This is a genomic window from Streptomyces noursei (genome assembly GCF_001646665.1).
Lineage (GTDB): Bacteria > Actinomycetota > Actinomycetes > Streptomycetales > Streptomycetaceae > Streptomyces > Streptomyces lavendulocolor.
Map to the genome: position 1 here is coordinate 22,942 of NZ_LWBU01000363.1, position 19,976 is coordinate 42,917.

The 19,976-nt window shown below is 72.2% G+C and carries 22 protein-coding genes; 5 read left to right on the forward strand and 17 right to left on the reverse strand.

What is annotated here, in order from left to right; translation table 11 throughout:
- Nucleotides 1–21 precede the first annotated feature (21 nt).
- The 4 genes from ligA to A4V12_RS25285 are packed head-to-tail and all read right to left on the reverse strand — an operon-like array spanning nt 22 to nt 4,498.
- Nucleotides 22–2,214 (reverse strand): NAD-dependent DNA ligase LigA, encoded by a 2,193-nt coding sequence (ligA, locus tag A4V12_RS25270; protein WP_064071717.1) that lies wholly within the window; start codon nt 2,212–2,214, stop codon nt 22–24.
- Between the two features lie 23 nt (nt 2,215–2,237).
- Nucleotides 2,238–3,245, reverse strand: coding sequence for a methionine synthase (locus A4V12_RS25275; protein ID WP_064071718.1), 1,008 nt, complete (start codon nt 3,243–3,245; stop codon nt 2,238–2,240).
- The gene (locus tag A4V12_RS25280) at nt 3,242–3,931 is read right to left on the reverse strand and encodes an SDR family oxidoreductase (protein ID WP_064071719.1); all 690 of its coding nucleotides are present in this window, start codon (nt 3,929–3,931) and stop codon (nt 3,242–3,244) included. The genes A4V12_RS25275 and A4V12_RS25280 overlap by 4 nt, the downstream gene beginning before the upstream one ends.
- Nucleotides 3,932–3,958: 27 nt before the next feature.
- Nucleotides 3,959–4,498 (reverse strand): TIGR00730 family Rossman fold protein, encoded by a 540-nt coding sequence (locus tag A4V12_RS25285; protein WP_064071720.1) that lies wholly within the window; start codon nt 4,496–4,498, stop codon nt 3,959–3,961.
- 50 nt (nt 4,499–4,548) lie between these two features.
- Between A4V12_RS25285 and A4V12_RS25290 the strand changes: the two genes are divergently transcribed.
- Complete coding sequence (locus tag A4V12_RS25290; RefSeq protein WP_064071721.1) at nt 4,549–4,872, forward strand: DUF427 domain-containing protein; 324 nt, start codon at nt 4,549–4,551, stop codon at nt 4,870–4,872.
- Nucleotides 4,873–4,899: 27 nt separating this feature from the next.
- On the opposite strand, the gene A4V12_RS25295 is transcribed toward A4V12_RS25290, so the two are convergent.
- From A4V12_RS25295 to mnmA, 4 genes are all read right to left on the reverse strand, one after another.
- Nucleotides 4,900–5,400: a hypothetical protein gene (locus tag A4V12_RS25295; RefSeq protein ID WP_234372334.1), complete on the reverse strand. Its 501-nt coding sequence runs from the start codon at nt 5,398–5,400 to the stop codon at nt 4,900–4,902.
- A gap of 86 nt (nt 5,401–5,486) precedes the next feature.
- The gene (locus tag A4V12_RS25300; protein WP_064071722.1) at nt 5,487–7,253 is read right to left on the reverse strand and encodes an alpha/beta hydrolase; all 1,767 of its coding nucleotides are present in this window, start codon (nt 7,251–7,253) and stop codon (nt 5,487–5,489) included.
- Nucleotides 7,250–7,648 (reverse strand): hypothetical protein, encoded by a 399-nt coding sequence (locus tag A4V12_RS25305; protein ID WP_234372335.1) that lies wholly within the window; start codon nt 7,646–7,648, stop codon nt 7,250–7,252. The genes A4V12_RS25300 and A4V12_RS25305 overlap by 4 nt, the downstream gene beginning before the upstream one ends.
- Before the next feature lie 132 nt (nt 7,649–7,780).
- Nucleotides 7,781–8,905: a tRNA 2-thiouridine(34) synthase MnmA gene (mnmA, locus tag A4V12_RS25310; RefSeq protein ID WP_064071723.1), complete on the reverse strand. Its 1,125-nt coding sequence runs from the start codon at nt 8,903–8,905 to the stop codon at nt 7,781–7,783.
- A gap of 60 nt (nt 8,906–8,965) precedes the next feature.
- Here mnmA and A4V12_RS25315 point away from each other — a divergent pair, with 60 nt between their 5' ends.
- Nucleotides 8,966–9,625, forward strand: coding sequence for an N-acetylmuramoyl-L-alanine amidase (locus tag A4V12_RS25315; protein ID WP_079137331.1), 660 nt, complete (start codon nt 8,966–8,968; stop codon nt 9,623–9,625).
- On the opposite strand, the gene A4V12_RS25320 is transcribed toward A4V12_RS25315, so the two are convergent.
- The 3 genes from A4V12_RS25320 to A4V12_RS38150 all read right to left on the reverse strand — a co-directional run bounded on the left by A4V12_RS25320 (nt 9,618) and on the right by A4V12_RS38150 (nt 11,397).
- Nucleotides 9,618–10,787 (reverse strand): cysteine desulfurase family protein, encoded by a 1,170-nt coding sequence (locus A4V12_RS25320; protein WP_064071725.1) that lies wholly within the window; start codon nt 10,785–10,787, stop codon nt 9,618–9,620. The two genes, A4V12_RS25315 and A4V12_RS25320, sit on opposite strands and share 8 nt — an antisense overlap.
- Before the next feature lie 108 nt (nt 10,788–10,895).
- Nucleotides 10,896–11,240 (reverse strand): hypothetical protein, encoded by a 345-nt coding sequence (locus A4V12_RS25325; protein WP_064071726.1) that lies wholly within the window; start codon nt 11,238–11,240, stop codon nt 10,896–10,898.
- A 10-nt stretch (nt 11,241–11,250) separates the two neighbouring features.
- The gene (locus A4V12_RS38150; protein WP_199831384.1) at nt 11,251–11,397 is read right to left on the reverse strand and encodes a hypothetical protein; all 147 of its coding nucleotides are present in this window, start codon (nt 11,395–11,397) and stop codon (nt 11,251–11,253) included.
- Nucleotides 11,398–11,507: 110 nt separating this feature from the next.
- Between A4V12_RS38150 and A4V12_RS25330 the strand changes: the two genes are divergently transcribed.
- Nucleotides 11,508–12,125: a TetR family transcriptional regulator gene (locus tag A4V12_RS25330; RefSeq protein ID WP_064071727.1), complete on the forward strand. Its 618-nt coding sequence runs from the start codon at nt 11,508–11,510 to the stop codon at nt 12,123–12,125.
- 82 nt (nt 12,126–12,207) lie between these two features.
- On the opposite strand, the gene sigJ is transcribed toward A4V12_RS25330, so the two are convergent.
- Entirely contained in the window at nt 12,208–13,140 is a 933-nt protein-coding gene (gene sigJ, locus A4V12_RS25335; protein WP_064071728.1) for an RNA polymerase sigma factor SigJ, read from the reverse strand.
- A gap of 205 nt (nt 13,141–13,345) precedes the next feature.
- Here sigJ and A4V12_RS25340 point away from each other — a divergent pair, with 205 nt between their 5' ends.
- Nucleotides 13,346–13,786: a YybH family protein gene (locus tag A4V12_RS25340; protein WP_064071729.1), complete on the forward strand. Its 441-nt coding sequence runs from the start codon at nt 13,346–13,348 to the stop codon at nt 13,784–13,786.
- Nucleotides 13,787–13,882: 96 nt separating this feature from the next.
- A complete protein-coding gene (locus A4V12_RS25345) occupies nt 13,883–14,428 on the forward strand; it encodes an allene oxide cyclase barrel-like domain-containing protein (RefSeq protein ID WP_199831385.1) in 546 nt (181 codons plus the stop codon).
- A 45-nt stretch (nt 14,429–14,473) separates the two neighbouring features.
- On the opposite strand, the gene A4V12_RS25350 is transcribed toward A4V12_RS25345, so the two are convergent.
- The 5 genes from A4V12_RS25350 to A4V12_RS25370 form a co-directional block, all read right to left on the reverse strand.
- Complete coding sequence (locus A4V12_RS25350; RefSeq protein WP_064071891.1) at nt 14,474–15,292, reverse strand: thioesterase family protein; 819 nt, start codon at nt 15,290–15,292, stop codon at nt 14,474–14,476.
- Between the two features lie 26 nt (nt 15,293–15,318).
- Nucleotides 15,319–16,002, reverse strand: coding sequence for a trimeric intracellular cation channel family protein (locus A4V12_RS25355; protein ID WP_064071730.1), 684 nt, complete (start codon nt 16,000–16,002; stop codon nt 15,319–15,321).
- A 690-nt stretch (nt 16,003–16,692) separates the two neighbouring features.
- Nucleotides 16,693–17,883, reverse strand: coding sequence for an ABC transporter ATP-binding protein (locus A4V12_RS25360; protein ID WP_064071731.1), 1,191 nt, complete (start codon nt 17,881–17,883; stop codon nt 16,693–16,695).
- Complete coding sequence (locus A4V12_RS25365; RefSeq protein WP_064071732.1) at nt 17,880–18,971, reverse strand: ABC transporter ATP-binding protein; 1,092 nt, start codon at nt 18,969–18,971, stop codon at nt 17,880–17,882. The genes A4V12_RS25360 and A4V12_RS25365 overlap by 4 nt, the downstream gene beginning before the upstream one ends.
- Complete coding sequence (locus tag A4V12_RS25370; protein WP_064071733.1) at nt 18,968–19,975, reverse strand: ABC transporter permease; 1,008 nt, start codon at nt 19,973–19,975, stop codon at nt 18,968–18,970. Before A4V12_RS25370 ends, A4V12_RS25365 begins: the two co-directional genes overlap by 4 nt.
- Nucleotide 19,976: the final 1 nt, after the last annotated feature.

Consider the following 19,976-nt stretch of genomic DNA (forward strand, 5'->3'; position numbering starts at 1 on the left):
ACGGGTGACCCCGAAGTGGCTCTACCCGGCCTGCTGTTCGAGCGGTACGGCCACCTCGCGCGCCGCGTCAGCACCCTGTTCGAGCAGCACACGGAAGCCGTCCTCGTCCAGAACCGGAACCTTCAGCTGCATCGCCTTGTCGTACTTCGACCCAGGGTTGTCACCAACAACTACGAAGGCGGTCTTCTTCGAAACGGAACCGGTCACTTTCGCTCCGCGGCTCTGCAGGGCCTCTTTTGCGCCATCCCTGGTGTGGTCCTGCAGGGTGCCGGTGACGACGACGGTCAACCCCTCCAGGGGGCGCGGCCCTTCGTCCCCGCCCGAGCCCTCCTCCTCCATGCGGACGCCGGCCGCCCGCCACTTGCGCAGGATCTCCCGGTGCCAGTCCACCTCGAACCACTGCTTCAGCGAGGCCGCGATGGTGGGGCCGACCCCCTCGACCGCGGCCAGCTCCGCCTCGCTCGCCTGCTCGATCCGGTCGATCGAGCGGAACTCGCGCGCCAGTGCCTCCGCCGCCACGGGACCGACATGACGGATCGACAGACCGGTGATGATCCGCGCCAGCGGCCGCTCCTTGGCCGCCGCGATGTTCTCCAGCATCGCCAGCGCGTTCTTGCGCGGCTCGCCCTGCTGGTTGGCGAAGATCGTGACGATCTTCTCCTCGCCCGTCTTCGGGTCGCGCTTGGGCAGGCCGCTGTCCTGGTCCAGCACGTACGCCTTGATGGGCAGCAGCCGCTCGATGGTCAGGTCGAACAGGTCGCCCTCGTCCACCAGCGGGGCCTCGGCGGGCTCCAGGGGCTTGGTCAGCGCGGCCGCCGCCACGTAGCCGAAGTTCTCGATGTCCAGGCACTTGCGGCCGGCCAGGTAGAACAGGCGCTCACGCAGCTGCGCCGGGCAGGTGCGGCCGTTGGGGCAGCGCAGGTCGACGTCGCCCTCCTTCATCGGCCGCAGCGGCGTCCCGCACTCGGGGCACTCGGCGGGCATGACGAACTCCCGCTCCGTACCGTCCCGCAGGTCGGCGACGGGCCCGAGGATCTCCGGGATGACGTCACCGGCCTTGCGCAGCACCACGGTGTCCCCGATGAGGACGCCCTTGGCCTTCACCACGTCCTGGTTGTGCAGGGTGGCGAACTCCACCTCCGACCCGGCGACCGTGACCGGCTCCACCTGCGCGTACGGCGTCACCCGGCCCGTCCGGCCCACACCCACCCGGATGTTGACCAGCTTGGTGTTGACCTCCTCCGGCGCGTACTTCCACGCGATCGCCCATCGCGGCGCCCGCGAGGTGGAGCCGAGCCGGCCCTGGAGCGGGATCTCGTCGAGCTTCACGACCACGCCGTCGATCTCGTGCTCCACCGAGTGGCGGTTCTCGCCGAAGTACGCGATGAACTCCCGCACGCCCGCGATGCCGTCGACCACCTTGTTGTGCCGGGCAGTCGGCAGCCCCCACTCGCGCAGCAGGTCGTACGCCTCGGACAGCCGGGCGATCTCCAGGCCGTCCCGCGCGCCGATGCCGTGCACCACCATGTGGAGCGGGCGGGTGGCGGTGACCTTCGGGTCCTTCTGGCGCAGCGAACCGGCCGCCGCGTTGCGCGGGTTGGCGAAGGGCTTGTCACCGGCCTCGACCAGGCGGGCGTTCAGCTCCTCGAACTTCTCCATCGGGAAGTAGACCTCGCCGCGGATCTCGACGAGATCCGGGATCCGGTCGCCCCTCAGCCGGTCCGGCACGTCCGAGATCGTGCGGATGTTCGGGGTGATGTCCTCGCCCGTGCGGCCGTCGCCCCGCGTCGCCGCGCGCGTGAGGCGGCCCTTCTCGTACGTCAGGTTGACCGCGAGACCGTCGACCTTCAGCTCGCACAGGAAGTGGTACGCGGAGGTGCCGACCTCCTTGGCGACGCGGTCCGCCCAGCCGTCCAGCTCCTCGTCGTCGAAGGCGTTGTCCAGCGACAGCATCCGCTCCCGGTGCTGGACGGCCGTGAACTCCGTCGCGTACGAACCGGCGACCTTCTGGGTCGGCGAGTCCGGCGTGCGGAGCTCCGGGTACTCCTCCTCCAGGGCCTCCAGCGAGCGCAGCAGCCTGTCGAACTCGGCGTCGCTGACGACCGGCTGGTCCTTCACGTAGTACCGGAAGCGGTGCTCCTCGACCTGCTCGGCCAGCTGCGCGTGCTTGTCCCGTGCCTCCGCCGGCACGACGTCCTGCTGTTCGACAGCCACCGTCTTTCCTCCCGTTACTGACGTCACTCAGGGTTGTCCGCGAGCGATCTCGCCGCCTTGACGCAGTGGGCGAGCGCGGCACGGGCGTACGCGGGCGAGGCACCCGCCAGCCCGCACGACGGGGTGACCACCAGCGACTCGGCGAGAGTCCCCGGATTCAGCCCCAGCCTGCGCCACAGCGTCCTGACACCCATGACGCTACCGGCAGGGTCTGACAATGGAACGTCGGTCGACTCGACCACGCCCACCAAGAGCCTCGTGCCTCCCTCGACCGCCTCGCCGATCTGTTCCTCGTCACGTTCCGTGAGCAGGCCGAAATCGAACGAGATGCCTGCCGCGCCCGCGCGGCGCAGCAGCGCGAACGGCACATCCGGGGCGCACGAGTGCACGACCACGGGGCCGTGGCCCTCGTTCACCGCCATGACGTCCCGCAGCGCGCTCTCCACGACCTGCCGGTCCACGGCGCGGTACGTGCGGTAGCCGCTCGCGGTCCGCACGCGTCCCTGGAGCACCGCCGTCAGCGACGGCTCGTCGAGCTGGAGCACCACCCGGGCACCGGGGATCCGGCGCCGCACCTCCGCGAGGTGGGCGCGCAGCCCCTCCGCCAGCGAGGCCGCCAGGTCCCGGCAGGCGCCGGGGTCGCCGAGGGCCGCCTCGCCGCCGCGCAGCTCCAGGGCGGCGGCCAGCGTCCACGGCCCCACGGCCTGGACCTTCAGGAGGCCCTCGTACCCCTGGGTGAACTCCTCCAGGGCGTCGAGGTCCTCCCCCATCCACGACCGGGCCCGCCGGGTGTCGCGGCCCGGCCGGTCGCTGATCCGCCAGCCGCTCGGCTCGACGTGCGCGTACATCTCCACCAGCAGGCCGATGGTCCGCCCGATCATGTCGGCGCCCGGGCCGCGCGCGGGCAGCTCCGCCAGGTGCGGGAAGTCCTCGAAGGTGCCGGTGACGGCCTTGGCGGCCTCCCGGGCGTCGCCGCCCGGCATGGACCCGATCCCGGTGGCCGGGCCCCAGCTGAAGTCGTCGTCGCTCATCGTCCGGGCCGCACCGTCAGGTCGTTGATCTCCGCGTCGCGCGGCAGGTCGATGGCGGTCAGGATCGCCGTGGCGACCGACTCCGGGTCGATCCAGCGGGACGCGTCGTACTCCTTGCCCTCCTGCTGATGCACCTTGGCCTGCATGGGGCTGGCCGTGCGGCCCGGGTAGACGGACGTCACGCGGACGCCCGCCGCGTGTTCCTCCTGCCGCAGCGAGTCGGCCAGCGCCTTGAGGCCGTGCTTGGAGGCGGCGTAGGCGGACCACTCGGCGTGCGCGTTCAGCCCGGCGCCGGAGTTCACGAACACCACGTGCCCCTGGGAGACCCGCAGCTGCGGCAGGAGGAGCCGGGTCAGCTCGGCGGGCGCGACGAGGTTCACGTCCAGCTGGCTGCGCCAGGCCTTGGTGGTGAGGTCGCCGACCCGCCCGAGGTCGACGACGCCCGCGACGTGCAGCAGCGAGTCGAGCCGGTCGGGCAGGGTCTGGTGGGAGAAGGCCCAGGAGAGCCGGTCGGGATTGGCGAGGTCGCCGACGAGGGTGCGGGCGCCCGGGTAGGCGCCGGCCAGCTCCTTGGCGCGTCCGGCGTCACGGGCCAGCAGGACGAGGTCGTCGCCCCGCTCGTGCAGGCGGCGGGCGACGGCCGCGCCGATGCCGGAACCCGCCCCGGTGATCATGTGTGTAGCCATACGGCCATGCTCGCATCCGTACGGCGGCTACCGGATCCCGGCGCTCTCCTCCAGGTACGCGAGGGCCGACACGCCGTCCTCCGCGAAGAACACCAGGTCCGTGAGCGGCAGCGGCAGGAACCCCTCGGCCTCCATGCGCCGGAACTGCTCCTTGAGCCCGTCGTAGAACCCGGCCGCGTTCAGCAGCACCACGGGCTTGGTGTGCTTGCCGTGCTTCTTCAACTCCAGGATCTCGGTCGCCTCGTCGAGGGTGCCGGTCCCGCCCACCATGATCACGACCGCGTCCGACCGGGCGAGCATCAGCGCCTTCCGCTCGGCGAGGTCCTTCGCGAACACCATCTCGTCGGCCCCGGCCCGCGCCTTGGCCGCCAGGAAGTCCACGGACACCCCGACGAGCCGTCCGCCCGCCTCCTGGACCCCGTCGGCCACCACCTTCATCAGACCGGTGTCGCTGCCGCCCCACACCAGGCAGTGGCCCGCCTTGCCGAGCAGCCCGGCGAACTCCCGCGCGGGCACGGTGTACCGGTCGTCGAGATCGGCGGCGGAGAGGAAGACACAGATGTTCATGGCGCAACCGTACGGGGAATCCCCTGCCGGGCCCGCCCGTTGTACCGGCCATGACGACGGGACACCGCATCACCATCGAGCAGGGCACCGACCACGTACGGGTCGTCCACGACGGCCACCTGATCGCCGAGAGCCGGCGGCCGCTCGTCCTGCGCGAGACGGGCTGCCCGGTGCGGTACTACCTGCCCGCCGAGGACGTCCGCACGGAGCTGCTGACGGCCTCGGACACCCACACGTACTGCCCGTTCAAGGGAACGGCGTCCTACTGGTCGCTGCCCGGCGCGAAGGACGCGGTGTGGGCGTACCCCGACCCCAAGCCCGAGGTCGCCGGGATCAAGAACCACCTCTGCTTCTACGAGACCGAAGTGGCGTGACGGCCACCGGGCCCCCGCCCGGCCGGTTCACCTCCCCTCCCCCTCGCCCCGCCCGGTCCCCCCGACCGGCACCTCCGCGGACCAGAACGCGGACCGGACGTTGGGGGTGGGGATCTCCCCCAGGGGGTAGGCGGGGCCGTTGGGCACGGAGGTGGGCTCGGCGACGTCGGACTTGGTCACGCAGGGGGTGGCGACCTCGAAGAACGCCTGGCCCGCGTGACCGAAGATGAGGCTAATGCCGAACCCCTCGGGCGATCGCGCGAAGATCGCGGGCCTTTCCTCACTCGCCCGCACAGCCGTGACGATGTACCCCCTATTTTTCCAGTAGCGCTCAACTACGCCCAGAAAAGCGCCCCGGCGCTGTGGTGACACAATGGTCATGATCTTTCTGCGGCGCGACACATCACAACTCCCGGTCGTCGTTACGTGATGAGCCCAAACAACCTCCGGGACCACTGCCCCAATGGTTGCGTCCAACATGGCATCAGCGTGCTCTGCGGCAGCCTGCATGTTCATCCGTTCTTCCATTCCACCCTTCTCGCTGGCGCCCGTCGCTGCGCAGCCCGATACGAGCACCACCACAGCGCCCCACAAAGCCAACCGCCTCATGAGCATCACCGGTGTTTCTCCTCAACGACGTCCTGCGGACGACCTCCGACGATCGTGGCGATGTTCGCTGCGGAAACCATGTCCTTCTCGGGCGTGAAGTACTGGGAATGAGCCGCGAAAGCGCCCGCGTCGCGCACCATGCGGGGTCCGTCATCGACCATGAAGCGCTGGGCGCCGAACGCCTTGCTTGCCGGGTCCTTCCCGAAGTAGACGTCATCGTTTCCAGCATCCAGAAGGTCGCGAGTGAGCAGCGCTCCGCCCGGCCCGCCGAAGGCAACCTCATCCTTCGCCGGAAGGTGGGTGACCGGGTCGTTGTCTGCAGCTCCGACGAACACGTGCTCCCGGCCGACGCCAAGTTCTTCCGCCTTCTGCACGCCTACACCGGGACTACCCAGAAGGATGATGTCGTCAACGCCCGGAATTCCACCCGGTGCAGTAGCCGCCTTCCCCACAGTGAGCGAGCCATAAGAATGCCCGATCGCGGTGAAGTGCGGATCTCGGTTCTCGTTTGTGGAATGCAGCCCCGACATGAAGGAGTGATACGCGGGCGCGCCCCGTTCAGCGTCCCCTTCGGACATGACGTCCAGCTTTTGTGGCGCGTCATAGCCCAGCCAGATGATGGACGCGCTGGACGGGTCCACATCACGCGCCCCGATCGCCGTATCCTCCGCCCGCTTCATCGTGTCCTCGACGAAGTCGCCGTCCAGCTTCGTCCCCAGCCCCGGCACGTACGCCGACACGTTGCGCGAGGTGTCCGGGTTGCCGTAGGAGATGATCGCGCGGCCGTTGCCCTCGTCGCCGATGCCCAGCAGGTACATCGGCGGGACGCTCGGTTCGCGGAGGCGGTCCTGGATCATGCGCAGGGCCTCCAGCTTGGTGCGGGAGTCGTCGTCGTGGCGTCGCGCCAGCTCGTCGATCAGCACCGGCAGGTGGTTCCGGTTCGCCTCGTCGCGGGTGGCCGCGGGGATGCCGTCCAGGCCGCCGATGAGGTCCGGGGCGATGTCGAGGTACTCGCGGCGCTGCTCCTCGGGGAGGCCGTCCCACCAGGCCTTGAGTTCCGCGGGTGACCGGTCGGCGGGGATGCCGTCGCCGAGGTGGCGCCCCGCCGCCGCGCGGACGCCCGCCGTGTCGCGGGCGGCGTCGGCGAGGGTCGCCGCGGTGACGTCCAGGCCCTTCGCCGCCCGGAGCCGGTCCAGCGTCGCGGCGTACTTGCGGTCGATGTCCGCGGCCGCGCGCACCGCTCGGGCGATGCGGTCCGCGAGGGCCTGGGCCTTCTCCGCGTTCGGGTTCAGCGGCCGCACCGCCGGCGGCGCGCCGGACAGGTCCGGTGCCCGGTCCAGGGGCAGGCGGGCGTCGCCGCGGGCGTGGCCGCCCGGGGTGGGCGCATCACCCGCAAGGGTGGCAGTGGTGGCGGCCGGGAAGCTGACGGAGCCGTCCTCGTGGACGGTGAACCGCAGCTCGGCCGCCTCGTCCAGGGCCTGCCTCAACTGCCGCTGGGGCACGGCCAGATCGGCCGCCAGGGCGTTCAGGGTGGTGCGGATCAGACCGCACTCGGTGTGCAGGTACTGGTAGTTGCGGCTCAGCCGCTGGAGCCGCGCCAGGGCCGCCGCCGCGGACCGGCTGTCCTGCGTCTCCCGCAGGCGCGCCGCCATCAGGCGGTCCACGCGGACGCGGTCCGCGCCCGACCGGCCGGACACCGCGTGCCACGCGTCGCCGGCGTCCTCCAGCACGTCGGGCCGCAGGTCCCGCAGGGCCTGCCAGGTGGCGGTCACCGGCGCCCGCCGTCCCCGGCGGTGCCGGTGAAGGAGTGCCCCACGGCCAGGTCGGTCTCACCCAGCTCCTCGGCGACCTTCGCCAGCGCTCCCGTCAGGTGCGCGCACTCGTCCCGTACGGCGCCGAGGCGGTCCTCCCAGGAGGTGAGGACGGCCCGTAAGGAGGCCACGGACGCCAGTCCCGCTCCCGCCGCCCCCAGGCACCCCTCATGGCCGGTGCCGAGCGAGCGGCGGGCGCTCTCCGCCCTGATCCGCAGCTCGTCGGCGGCGCCCGAGGCACTGGTCCACGGCCCTCCGCTGTGGATCAGGCCGCCGCGCCCCGGCGTGAGGTCCAGCAGGTCCTGCCAGCGCTGTGTGTACGTCACGTACGCCATCCCCCGCACGTCGTAGGTCACGCACAGCGACGTGCCGTGCGCGCGGTGACGTTAGCGCAGGTGAAGGTGGGCCGCGCACGGACGGTGACCGTGCGGTGACGCGGGTTGACGCCCGTCCGGGCGGGCACGCCGTCGGCGGCGCCCGCCCGTCGTTCAGGCGCTGACGGCCGTCCGGCGGGTCGTCGTGGCGATGGTCGCCGAGCCGACCACGCGGGTGCCGTCGTAGAGGACGATCGCCTGGCCGGGGGCGACACCGCGGACCGGCTCGTCGAACGTGACGCGCAGCTCGCCGTCCTCCAGCGCCGCCGTGACCGGCGTCTCGTCGCCGTGGGCGCGCAGCTGGGCGGTGTAGGCGCCGGGCCCCGAGGGGGCGGTGCCGCACCAGCGGGGCTTGATGGCCGTCAGGGCGGTGACGTCGAGCGCCTCGGCGGGGCCCACCGTCACGGTGTTGTTCACGGGCGAGATGTCCAGGACGTACCGGGGCTTGCCGTCCGGGGCGGGGTGGCCGATGCGCAGGCCCTTGCGCTGGCCGATGGTGAAGCCGTACGCCCCCTCGTGGGTGCCGACCTTGGCGCCGGACTCGTCGACGATGTCGCCCTCCGCCCTGCCCAGGCGGGAGGCGAGGAAGCCCTGGGTGTCGCCGTCCGCGATGAAGCAGATGTCGTGGCTGTCGGGCTTCTTCGCCACGGCCAGCCCGCGGCGCTCGGCCTCCGCGCGGATCTCGTCCTTGGTGGTGAGGGTGTCGCCCAGCGGGAACATCGCGTGCGCGAGCTGCTTCTCGTCGAGGACGCCGAGGACGTACGACTGGTCCTTGGCCATGTCGGAGGCGCGGTGGAGCTCCCGGGTGCCGTCCTCGCGGGTCACGACGGTGGCGTAGTGGCCGGTGCAGACCGCGTCGAAGCCCAGCGCGAGCGCCTTGTCCAGCAGCGCGGCGAACTTGATCTTCTCGTTGCAGCGCAGGCACGGGTTGGGGGTGCGCCCGGCCTCGTACTCGGCGACGAAGTCGTCGACGACGTCCTCGCGGAACCGCTCGGCCAGGTCCCACACGTAGAACGGGATGCCGATCACGTCGGCCGCGCGGCGGGCGTCGCGCGAGTCCTCGATGGTGCAGCAGCCACGGGCGCCGGTGCGGAAGGACTGCGGGTTCGCGGACAGGGCGAGGTGCACGCCGGTGACGTCGTGGCCGGCCTCGGCGGCGCGGGCGGCGGCGACGGCGGAGTCCACGCCGCCCGACATGGCGGCGAGCACACGGAGCGGGCGCTGGGGAGTGTGAGTCATAGCCCTACCAGGGTACGGGCCCCGGGAACCATGGTCGCCCGAGTATGCGTTCACGGTCACATGGGAGAGAAGAAGCAGGGCGCGGTGGGCCGTCGTGCCGTGCTGATCGGTGGCGGGGCTGCGGTCGTGGGCGCGGCGGTGGTGGCGCGGGACGAGCTGCGCCGCGCCTGGTACCGGGTGCCCGGGGTGGAGAAGGACCGCGTGGAGGGGGAGCTGGACCACGCGGGCGCGGAGTGGACGGCGGCCTCCCGGGCGAACTGGCGGCGGGCGGACCGGCCGGACGACTTCACCATCGACCGGGTCGTGATCCATGTCGTCCAGGGCAGCTTCCCCACCGCCCTGAAGGTGTTCAAGGACCCCGGCCACGGCGCGGCGACGCATTACGTCGTACGCAAGGACGGGCACGTCGCGCAGATGATCCGCGAGCTGGACGTCGCCTTCCACGCGGGCAGCCGCGACATGAACGAGCGCAGCATCGGCATCGAGCACGAGGGGTTCGTGGACCGGCCGCAGGACTTCACGGCGGCCATGTACGCGTCGTCGGCGCGGCTCACCGCGGGGATATGCGCGCGGTACGGGATACCGGTGGACCGTACCCACATCATCGGCCACGTGGAGGTGGAGGGCACCGACCACACGGACCCCGGTCCGCACTGGGACTGGGACCGGTACATGAAGCTGGTGCGGGACGCCTCGCGGGTGGCGGTGACCGCTAGCTGAGGCCCGCCGTCCTCGCCCGTTCCACGGCCGGTCCGATGGCCTCGGCGACCGCCTCGACGTCGGCGCGGGTCGAGGTGTGGCCGAGCGTGAAGCGGAGGGTGCCGCGCGCGAGGTCCGGGTCGGTGCCGGTGGCGAGCAGGACGTGGCTGGGCTGGGCCACGCCGGCCGTGCAGGCGGATCCGGTGGAGCACTCGATGCCCCGGGCGTCCAGGAGCAGCAGCAGCGAGTCGCCCTCGCAGCCGGGGAAGGAGAAGTGGGCGTTGGCGGGCAGGCGGCCCTCCGGGGCGGGGTCGCCGCCGAGGACCGCGTCCGGGACGGCGGCCATGACGGCCCGGACGAGTTCGTCGCGCAGGGCGCCGATCTCGCGGGCGTACGTCTCGCGGCGCTCGGCCGCGAGCCGGCCCGCGACCGCGAAGGCGGCGACGGCCGGGACGTCGAGGGTGCCGGAGCGGACGTGGCGCTCCTGGCCGCCGCCGTGCAGTACGGGGACGGGGCTCTGCTCGCGGCCCAGGAGCAGCGCCCCGATGCCGTAGGGGCCGCCGATCTTGTGGCCGGAGACGGTCATGGCGGCGAGGCCGGAGTCGGCGAAGCCGACCGGGACCTGGCCGAACGCCTGGACGGCGTCGGAGTGCAGGGGGACGTCGAACTCGCGGGCGACGGCGGCCAGTTCGGTGATCGGCAAGACGGTGCCGATCTCGTTGTTGGCCCACATCACGGTGGCGAGGGCGACGCTCGCCGGGTCCTTCGCGACGGCCTCGCGGAGCGCCTCGGGGTGCACGCGCCCGTGGCCGTCGACGGGCAGGTACTCGACGGTGGCGCCCTCGTGCTCGCCCAGCCAGTGCACGGCGTCGAGGACGGCGTGGTGCTCGACCGGGCTGGCCAGCACCCGGACGCGGCGCGGGTCGGCGTCCCGGCGCGCCCAGTACAGGCCCTTGACGGCGAGGTTGTCCGCCTCCGTGCCGCCGGAGGTCAGGACGACCTCGCTGGGCCGTGCCCCGAGCGCGTCGGCGAGGGCCTCGCGGGCCTCCTCGACGGTACGGCGGGCCCGGCGGCCGGCGGCGTGCAGCGAGGACGCGTTGCCCGTCACGGCGAGCTGGGCGGTCATCGCCTCGATCGCCTCCGGCAGCATCGGAGTGGTCGCGGCGTGGTCGAGGTAAGCCATGGTGCAACGATTCTACGAGCCCCCCGGCGGCGGAGGTTCAGCGCCGTACCGGCCGGACGCGGCCCGGTGTCCGGCGGGGCCCGCCGCCCGCCGCCCCGACCGGCCGGGTCAGGCGATGCTCCAGGAGACGGTGCCGTCCGCGGTGACCAGTGCGGCCAGCACCGCGAGGTCGGCGACGCCGAGGCCGAGGCCGAGCAGGGCCCGCCCGCGGCGGGTGGTCCCCCGGCGGAGGGCGAGGACGGCGAGGCCGATGGCGATGGGCCCCAGCAGGATGTTCATCACCAGCAGGCCCACCAGGCCCAGGACGAACGCGGCGACGGCCATCCCGTCGGCGTCGCGGATGCGGTCGCGGATCCGGCCCCGGGGCCGGCCCCGGGTGGCGCCGGTGGTGTGCTCGGTGCCAGTGGTACGGCTGGTGCCAGTGGTGCGGGAGCCGTGTGCGGTGAGTTCCATGGCGGCCTCCTCAGCGGTGCTGTCGTTCGCGGACGGCGAAGATCAGGAGCCAGACGCCGATGACGGTGGCGGCGACGAGAGTGACCGGGACGGGCACGTGGGCCACGGTCCCGAGGACGACACCCAGCATCAGCAGGGCGGCGACGATGGCGAACATCGGTGGACCTCCCTCGAGGGGTTGGCATAATGAACACTTGTTCACTGACTACCCAGTCTAGCCAGCCTCATCACTGGATCACTCCGGAGAACGGTTGTTTACTGAATGGCATGAGTCACACCTCCGGGATACGGCAGGCCCAGAAACAGAAGACCCGTCAGGCGCTCCTGGACGCCGCCCTCCGCCTCCTGGAGGCACAGAGCCTGAGCAGCCTCGGGCTGCGCGAGGTGACCCGCGCGATCGGCGTCGCCCCGGCGGCCTTCTACCGCCACTTCCGCGACACCGCGGACCTCGGCGTCGCCCTTGTCGACGAGGCCCTGGGCAGCCTGCACGGCACGATCCGTACGACCCTGGCGACGACCGGCGACAGCGACGAACGGATCGCCGCCACCGTCGAGTTGATCGCCGGGCTCGTACGCGGGTACCCCGCTCACGTCCGATTCATCGCCCGCGAACGACACGGCGGCGTGGCGCCGGTGCGCGAGGCGATCGGCGGCCAACTCGACCGCTTCGTACGGGAGGTGGCCGCCGAGCTGGCCAAGCACCCCGAGAGCGACGGGTGGGAGCCCGACGACCTGCTGATGCTCGCCGGGCTGTACGTCGACCACATGGTGATGACCGCCTCGGAGTTCCTGGCCACGCCCGAGGCCGGCTGGGACCGGGTGGCCCGGACGGCCCGGCGCCGGCTCCGCCTGGTCGGCCTCGGCCGCCGCCACTGGCTGGACTGACGCCCCGGGAGTGTCCGGACAGGGCCGGCGTCCGCCCGGGAGTCGGGCCGCGGGGTCGCGGTGTCCCGTCCGTACGGAGAGGTCAGGCCGTCCTCCAGGGCCGCAGCTTCTCCGGGTTGAGCACGGCCCAGATCCGCCGGATCCTGCCGTCCCTGATGTCGAACGCGTACACCGACACCACGGCGCCGTCCAGGTATGCCACCAGACCGGGCTGACCGTTGACCGTGCGCTCGTGCAGCACCAGCCGGTCCGGGCGCCGGCCGGCGAGGAAGCGGGCGATGCGCCGGGCGCCCTCGATCGGGTGGGGCAGGGCCGTGACGACCCCGCCGCCGTCGCCGACGGCGGTGGCGTCGGCGTCGAGCAGGCCGACGAGGGCGTCGATGTCCATCGCCTCCCACGCCAGCTTGAACTCCCGGACCACACGGGCGCGCTGGGCCGTCGGCGACAGGGGCGCCCCCGCGGCCTCGACGCGGCGGCGGGCCGAGGAGGCCAGTTGGCGGCAGGCCGCCGGAGTGCGGCCGACGATGGCGGCCACCTCGGCGAACGGGTAGCGGAAGACGTCGTGGAGGACGAACGCCACGCGCTCCGCCGGGGTCATCGTCTCCAGCACGACGAGGAAGGCCATGCCGACGGACTCGTCGAGCGTGATCCGGTCGGCCGGGTCGGCCGCGGTGTCGTCCGCCGCGCTCGCGGACCACTCGGTGCGCGCGGGCAGCGGCTCGGGAATCCACGCCCCCACGTAACGCTCCCTGCGGACCCGTGCCGAGCGGAGCACGTCGAGGCAGATGCGGCCGGCGACCTTCGTCAGCCAGCCGCCGGGGGACAGCACCGCCTCCCGCTGCCGCGGGGACATCGCGTACCAGCGGGCGTACGTCTCCTGGACGACGTCCTCGGCCTCGGCCACGGAGCCCAGCATCCGGTACGCGAGGTCGGTCAGCCTGCGGCGTTCGCCGGTGACCGCACTCGGCACCGGGTCGAAGCGGCCGTCCTGCGGCGCGGTCGGACGGGTCGTCATGGTGTCGCGGCTCCCTCGGTCGTGGCTGCCCTCATCCCTATGACGGGACGGCGCCCCGGAATGTGAGACCGGCGCCCCGCCTCACATCCCGCGGGGCCGCCTCGTCGTACTGGCAGCGGCACGGGACGGAAGGGAACGGGAGGTGCGCCGGCACGGAGCACACGACCGCCGTCCCCCGCACGCACCACGACCGAAGGAGTACGCGATGACCACCCACGAGTCCGAGATCCGGGCGCTCCTGGCGGACCGCGCCGACGCCCAGCAGACGAAGGACATCGACCGGCTCATGTCGTTCTACGCCGCCGACGCCGTCTACTACGACGCCGTCCCCCCGCTGCGGTTCACGGGGACCGACGAGATACGCCGCAACTTCCTGCGCTGGTTCGACGGCTACGTCGGCCCCATCGGCCTGGAGACGCACGATCTCACCCTCGTCGCGGGCGAGGACACGGCGTTCGCGCACATGCTCCACCTGGACTCCGGGGAGCGCAAGGGCGGGCTCCAGGCGTCCATCTGGGTGCGCGAGAGCGTCTGCCTCCGGCGGACGGCCGGAACCTGGTCGATCACGCACGAGCACGTCTCCATCCCGGTCGACCCGGCGACCCTGACGGTCTGGCTCCCCTCCGACAAGGACCAGCCCGCCTGACCGCGGCCCGGCCCCGGCCGGACCGCCCGCGGCCGCGGGCGGCGGCGCAGCCGCAGCCGTACGCACACGACGACACCACCACGAGGAGCATCCACCATGAGCAACACCGGTCCGGCGCCCACCACCACGGCCGTCCCCCGACGGGACCGACGGGGCACGCGCCGACGGGCGGCCCTGCCGGTCGTCGCCGCCGCGTCGCTCGCCGCGGTCGTCGCGGTCGGGGGCACGGCCGTGGGCAGCGCGAACGCCGGCCCCGCGCGGAAAGGGGATGTCGAGATCCTCGAACTGGAGGTGCGCAACGACCAGTACACCGCCGTCGACCTCGGCCCCGAGGGGCCGGGCCTGGGCGACATGGACGTCTACTCCGGCACCGCCGTCAAGGACGGGAAGGCCGTCGGACGCGGGGGCGGAACCTGCCAGGTCGTCCATGTGAAGGGCGCGGAACTCACGTCCCAGTGCCAGCTCACGATGGAGGTCGCCCAGGGCTCCGTGACCCTCCAGTCGCTGTGGACCAAGGGCGCGGGGCCCCTCGACATGGCCGTCACCGGCGGTACGGGCGTCTACCGCGACGCGCGGGGCACCGCCCGCTTCTGGGACATCGGGACGCCGGACGAGAGGGTGCGGCTCGAGATCCGCCGCTGAGGGCGCCGTGTCCCGCGCGGGTGAGGGCGCCCACCCGCGGCAGCCCTAACCCCGGGGCGCGCGGGCGAGCTGGCGGGACTGGGCGACGAGCCGGTCGGCGCTGTCCCAGACCTCCGCGTCCTCCTCCAGGAAACCGCCCGCGAGGTTGCGGGTGGTGATGGACACCCGCAGCGGGCCCGGGGCGGGGCGGCACCGTATGTGGGTGGTGAGCTCCACGGTGGGCGTCCAGCCGGTCAGGCCCAGCTCGAACGAGGTCGGGGGCAGGGCGTCGACGGTGAGGAGCAGGGACAGCGGGTCCGGCTCGCGGCCGTCGGCCAGGCCGAACCAGGCGCGCATCTCGCCCTTGCCGGACGGGGCGCCCACCGCCCAGCCCAGGGTGGTGGGGTCGAGCTTGATGTCGAGGCGCTCGGTGATGGCGGAGGAACCGGGGATGGGCGCCGGGCCGTCGGACGGGCCGAGGCAGTGCTCACGCGGCGGGATCGCCGGCGGCTTGGCCGTCGTGCGCACGTCGTCGGGGAGGGCGTCCAGGTCGCCGTAGGAGGCGAGGACCCGGATGCGCTCGACCTCGGTGCCGTCCTCCGCGTACTGGAAGAGCGAGGCCTGACCGGTGGAGAGGGTGCGGCCGGTGCGGACCGTCTCCGTCCGCACGACCGCGGGGCCCGGCACCGACGGCGTCAGGTAGTGCGCCGAGATGGTGAACGGGTGCGGGTGCGGCAGGGCCTCGCCGAGCGCGCGGCCGAGCAGCGCGAGCAGGTAGCCGCCGTTGACGGCCTGGATGATCGTCCAGCCTGCGGAGAGCTCCGCGTCGTAGACGCCGGGCTCGCGGAGGGTCACCGCGGTGTCGCGGTCGAACTCGCTGTCCATGTCCGGCACAGTACAACAGGAAATTACTAAGCGGTAGCTTTTCCGGAGAGCTGCTCCTCCTCCCTCGCCGTCGACCGCCGGTTCCACGCCCGGGGCGCCCGCCAGTGGTAGCGCATCGCCAACAGGCGCAGCAGGAAGGTGGTCACCGCGGCGAGCGCACTGGTGAAAGGGTTCAGCATCTCGAAGCGGATGCAGAGCGCGACCATCGTGGCGCCCACGATGGCCGGCACGGCGTACAGGTCCCGGTCCCAGCGCAGCAGCGACGGCACCTCATTGGCCAGGACGTCCCGCAGCACGCCGCCGCCGACACCGGTCGCCAGTCCCAGCACGGCCGAGAAGGTGAGGCCGAGGCCGTACTCGTACGCCTTCGTCGTCCCGGCGACGCAGAACAGCCCGAGCCCCGCGGCGTCGAAGACGTTCACGGCCGCCTGCGTCCGCTCCACGACCGGGTGCAGGAAGAAGACGAGCACGGTGGCGACGAGCGGCATGACGAAATAGCCCAGGTCGGTGAAGGCCGCGGGAGGCACGGCACCGATCACCAGGTCCCGGAACAGCCCTCCGCCCAGGGCGGTGACCTCGGCGAGGACGGCGATGCCGAAGACGTCGAAGTTCTTGCGCACGGCGAGCAGGGCGCCGGAGATCGCGAACACGAAGATGCCCGCGAGGTCGAGGGCGTGTTGCACGGAGGGGGTGAAGAATTCCTGGAGCACCGGCCAATTGTGCCGGTTCCCCCCGGGGGCTCCGCCCCCGCCGGACCGCCACCCCCCGCGCGTCACCCGCCGGTGCACCCACCGAGCCGTCCGGCTGGCGCCGGTGGCGGCAGGGTGTTTCGCCGTTCGGCGCCTGCCCGGTGGGCGGGACGTTTCGCCGTTCGGCTTCTGCCGGTGGGCGGGGGCGGGTGCCGGGTCCTGCGGCGGGGGATGCTCGGACTCTCGCTTCGCTCGTCTTACGTCCGAGCACCCCCCGCCTCCGGCCCCGACACCCTCCCACCGGCGCAAACCACCCCGGGCCCACCCCGGAAGGGGGACGCGCAGTGGGGGGTGTTCCGGGCGTAAAACGACCGAGCTTGCGAGGGAGAGCCCGGGACACCCGCCACGGAGCGGCCCCCAACGGCAACCGACACCGGCCGGGCCACCCCGACCACGGCGACAGCCAGGGGCGCGGACCCCACGGCAACCGGCACCGGGCGGGCCACCCCGAACACGGCGACACCCCCGGGCGGGGAGCCCACGGCAACCGACGCCGGGGCGGGCCACCCCGAGCACGGAGACGCCCCGGGGCGCGGAACACACGGCGACCGACGCCCGGGAGGGCGACCCGCGCACGGCGACGCCCGGGGCGTGGCGCCCGCGGGGAACCGGGGTCCGTCGGGGTGGCCCCGGAGGACCACCCCGCGCGGGTCACGGCTTCTTCGGGGCCTCGTCGTCCGGGGACGGCTCCTTGGACGGGGCCGGGATCACCGGGGCCGCCGGGGCCGACGGCTCCGGCGACGCGGAGCCCTCCGCGGCGGACGACTTCGTCGCGGAGACGATCTCGATCGCCTCGCCCGCCGAGGCCAGCGCCGTGTCGCCCGGCGCCTGGTCCGGGGCGTTCTCCGGGTGGTGGCACGCCACCCGGCGGCCCGGGGCCAGCTCCAGCAGCGGGGGCTCCTGGACGGTGCAGACCTGCGTCGCCTTCCAGCACCGCGTGTGGAACCGGCACCCGCTCGGCGGGGCGATCGGCGAGGGCACGTCGCCCTTCAGCAGGATCCGCTCGCTCTTGGCGCCCCGCCGCCTCGGGTCCGGCACCGGCACCGCCGACATCAGCGCCTTGGTGTAGGGGTGCATCGGCGCCTCGTACAGCGACGTGCGGTCCGCCAGCTCCACGATCTTGCCGAGGTACATCACCGCGATCCGGTCCGACACGTGCCGGATGACCGACAGGTCGTGGGCGATGATCACGTACGTCAGGCCCAGCTCCTCCTGGAGGTCGTCCAGCAGGTTCACCACCTGCGCCTGGATCGACACGTCCAGCGCCGAGACCGGCTCGTCGGCGACGACGAGCCTCGGCTTCAGGGCGAGCGCCCGCGCGATGCCGATGCGCTGGCGCTGGCCGCCGGAGAACTCGTGCGGGTAGCGGTTGTAGTGCTCGGGGCTCAGGCCCACCCGCTCCAGCAGCCCCTGGACCTCCTTCTTCACCCCGCCCTCGGGCTCGACGCCCTGGAGGCGGAAGGGCGCGGAGACGATCGAGCCGATGGTGTGCCGGGGGTTCAGCGAACCGTACGGGTCCTGGAAGATCATCTGGATGTCGCGCCGCAGCGGCCGCATCCCGCCGGTGCTCAGGTGCGTGATGTCGGTGCCGTCGAACTCGACCTTGCCGCCGCTGGGCTCCAGCAGCCGCGTGATGAGCCGGCCCATGGTCGACTTGCCGCAGCCGGACTCGCCGACCACGCCGAGGGTCTCCCCGCGGTACACCTCGAAGTCGATGCCGTCGACGGCCTTGACGGCACCGACCTGCCGCTGGAGCAGGCCCTTCTTGATGGGGAAGTGTTTGACCAGGCCCTCGACCTTGAGGAGGGGGCCGGAGTCGGTACGCGTCGGTTCGTTGGTCACAGCTTCGGCGCAATCTCTTCGGTCCAGATCCGCGTGCGCTCCGCCTGGTCCATGTGGCAGGCCGAGAAGTGGCCGGAGCCCACTTCACGCAGTTCGGGACGCTCGGTGCGGGTGATGCCGTCCTTGGGCACGTCCGCGTACGGGCAGCGCGGGTTGAAGGCGCAGCCGCTCGGGACGTTGATGAGGGACGGCGGCTGGCCCTTGACCGGGATGAGCCGGTCGGTCTGCTCCCGGTCGATGCGGGGCATCGAGCCGAGCAGGCCCCAGGTGTAGGGGTGCTGCGGCTCGTAGAAGATCTTGTCGACCGGGCCGCGCTCCACGCACCGGCCGCCGTACATCACCAGGATGTCGTCGGCGATCTCGGCCACCACGCCGAGGTCGTGCGTGATGATGACGACGGCCGAGCCGAACTCCTTCTGCAGGTCGCGGATGAGGTCGAGGATCTGCGCCTGGACGGTGACGTCCAGCGCGGTCGTCGGCTCGTCGGCGATCAGCAGCTCGGGGTTGTTGACCAGCGCCATCGCGATCATCGCGCGCTGGCGCATGCCGCCGGAGAACTCGTGCGGGTAGGAGTCCACGCGCTTGCCGGGCTCGGGGATGCCGACCCGGTCCAGCATCTCGATGGCTCGGGTGCGGGCGACCTTCTTGGTCACCTTGTTGTGGATGCGGTACGCCTCCACGATCTGGTTGCCGACCGTGTAGTACGGGTGCATCGCGGACAGCGGGTCCTGGAAGATCATCGCCATCTCGCGGCCCCGCAGCCGCCGCACTTCGTCCGGGTCGGCGCCCACCAGTTCCTTGCCGTCGAGCCAGATCTCGCCGCTCATCCGGACGTTCTTGCCGCGCGCGCCGAGCCGGTGAAGGCCCATGACGGCGAGCGAGGTGACGGACTTGCCGGAGCCGGACTCGCCGACCACGCCGAGGGTCCTGCCCTTCTCCAGCTGGAAGGAGAGCCCGTCCACGGACTTGACCAGGCCGTCGTCGGTCGGGAAGTGGACCTTGAGGTCGCGCACGTCGAGGAAGGCGCGCGGCTCGGAGGTGCCGGGGCGGTCCTCCACCACGGCGCCGGTCTTGGACAGTTCGGTCATGACACCCTCACGCGCGGGTCGACGACGGCGTACAGAAGGTCAACCACGAGGTTGAGGAAGACGACGAAGAACGCCGCGAGCAGGGTGACGCCCAGGATGGGCGGCAGGTCGTTGGCGACGATCGACTGCACCGCGTACTCGCCGATGCCGTGCAGCGAGTACACCGACTCGGTGATGACGGCGCCGCCGAGCAGCAGGCCGATGTCCATGCCGAAGACGGTGACGATCGGGGTGAGGGCGGCCCGCAGGCCGTGCTTGGCGACGACCCGGCGCTCCCGCATGCCCTTGGCGCGGGCGGTGCGGATGAAGTCCTCGCTCATCGCCTCCAGCATCCCGGAGCGGGTGAGCCGGGCGTAGATCGCCGCGTAGAGCAGGGCGAGCGAGCACCACGGCAGGAAGAGCGTGTTGGCCCACTGGGAGGGGTTCTCGGTGAACGGGACGTACGTCCGCCCGAAGATCTCCAGCTTGTAGCTGAAGAGCAGCAGGAAGAGCTGGGCGGTGAAGAAGATCGGCAGCGAGACGCCGGCGAGGGCGCCGCCCATGGCGGCCCGGTCGAAGAACGAGCCGGGCTTGAGGGCCGAGATGACGCCGACGACGATGCCGGACACCAGCCAGAGCACCGCCGCGCCGATGGCGAGGGAGATGGTGATCGGGAGCCGGTCGACGAGCTCCGGCCAGACCTCCAGGTTGGTCTTGAAGGAGTAGCCGAAGCAGGGCATGTCGCACCGCACGGTGGCGGGTCCCCGCTCATACGTGGCGCCGGTGACGATTCCCCTGACGAAGTCCCAGTACTGGACGTAGACCGGGTCGTCGAGGCCGAGGTTCCGCTTGACCGCCTCGATGTCCTCGGGCGTGGGGTTCTTGCCGATGTACTGCTGGGCGAGCTGATCGGCGGTCTGTCCGGCCAGCTTCGGCAGGATGAAGAAGATGCCGAAGGTGACCGCCGTGACGACCAGCAGCAGGATCACTGCCGCGATCAGCCGGCGGATGATGTACGAGATCACG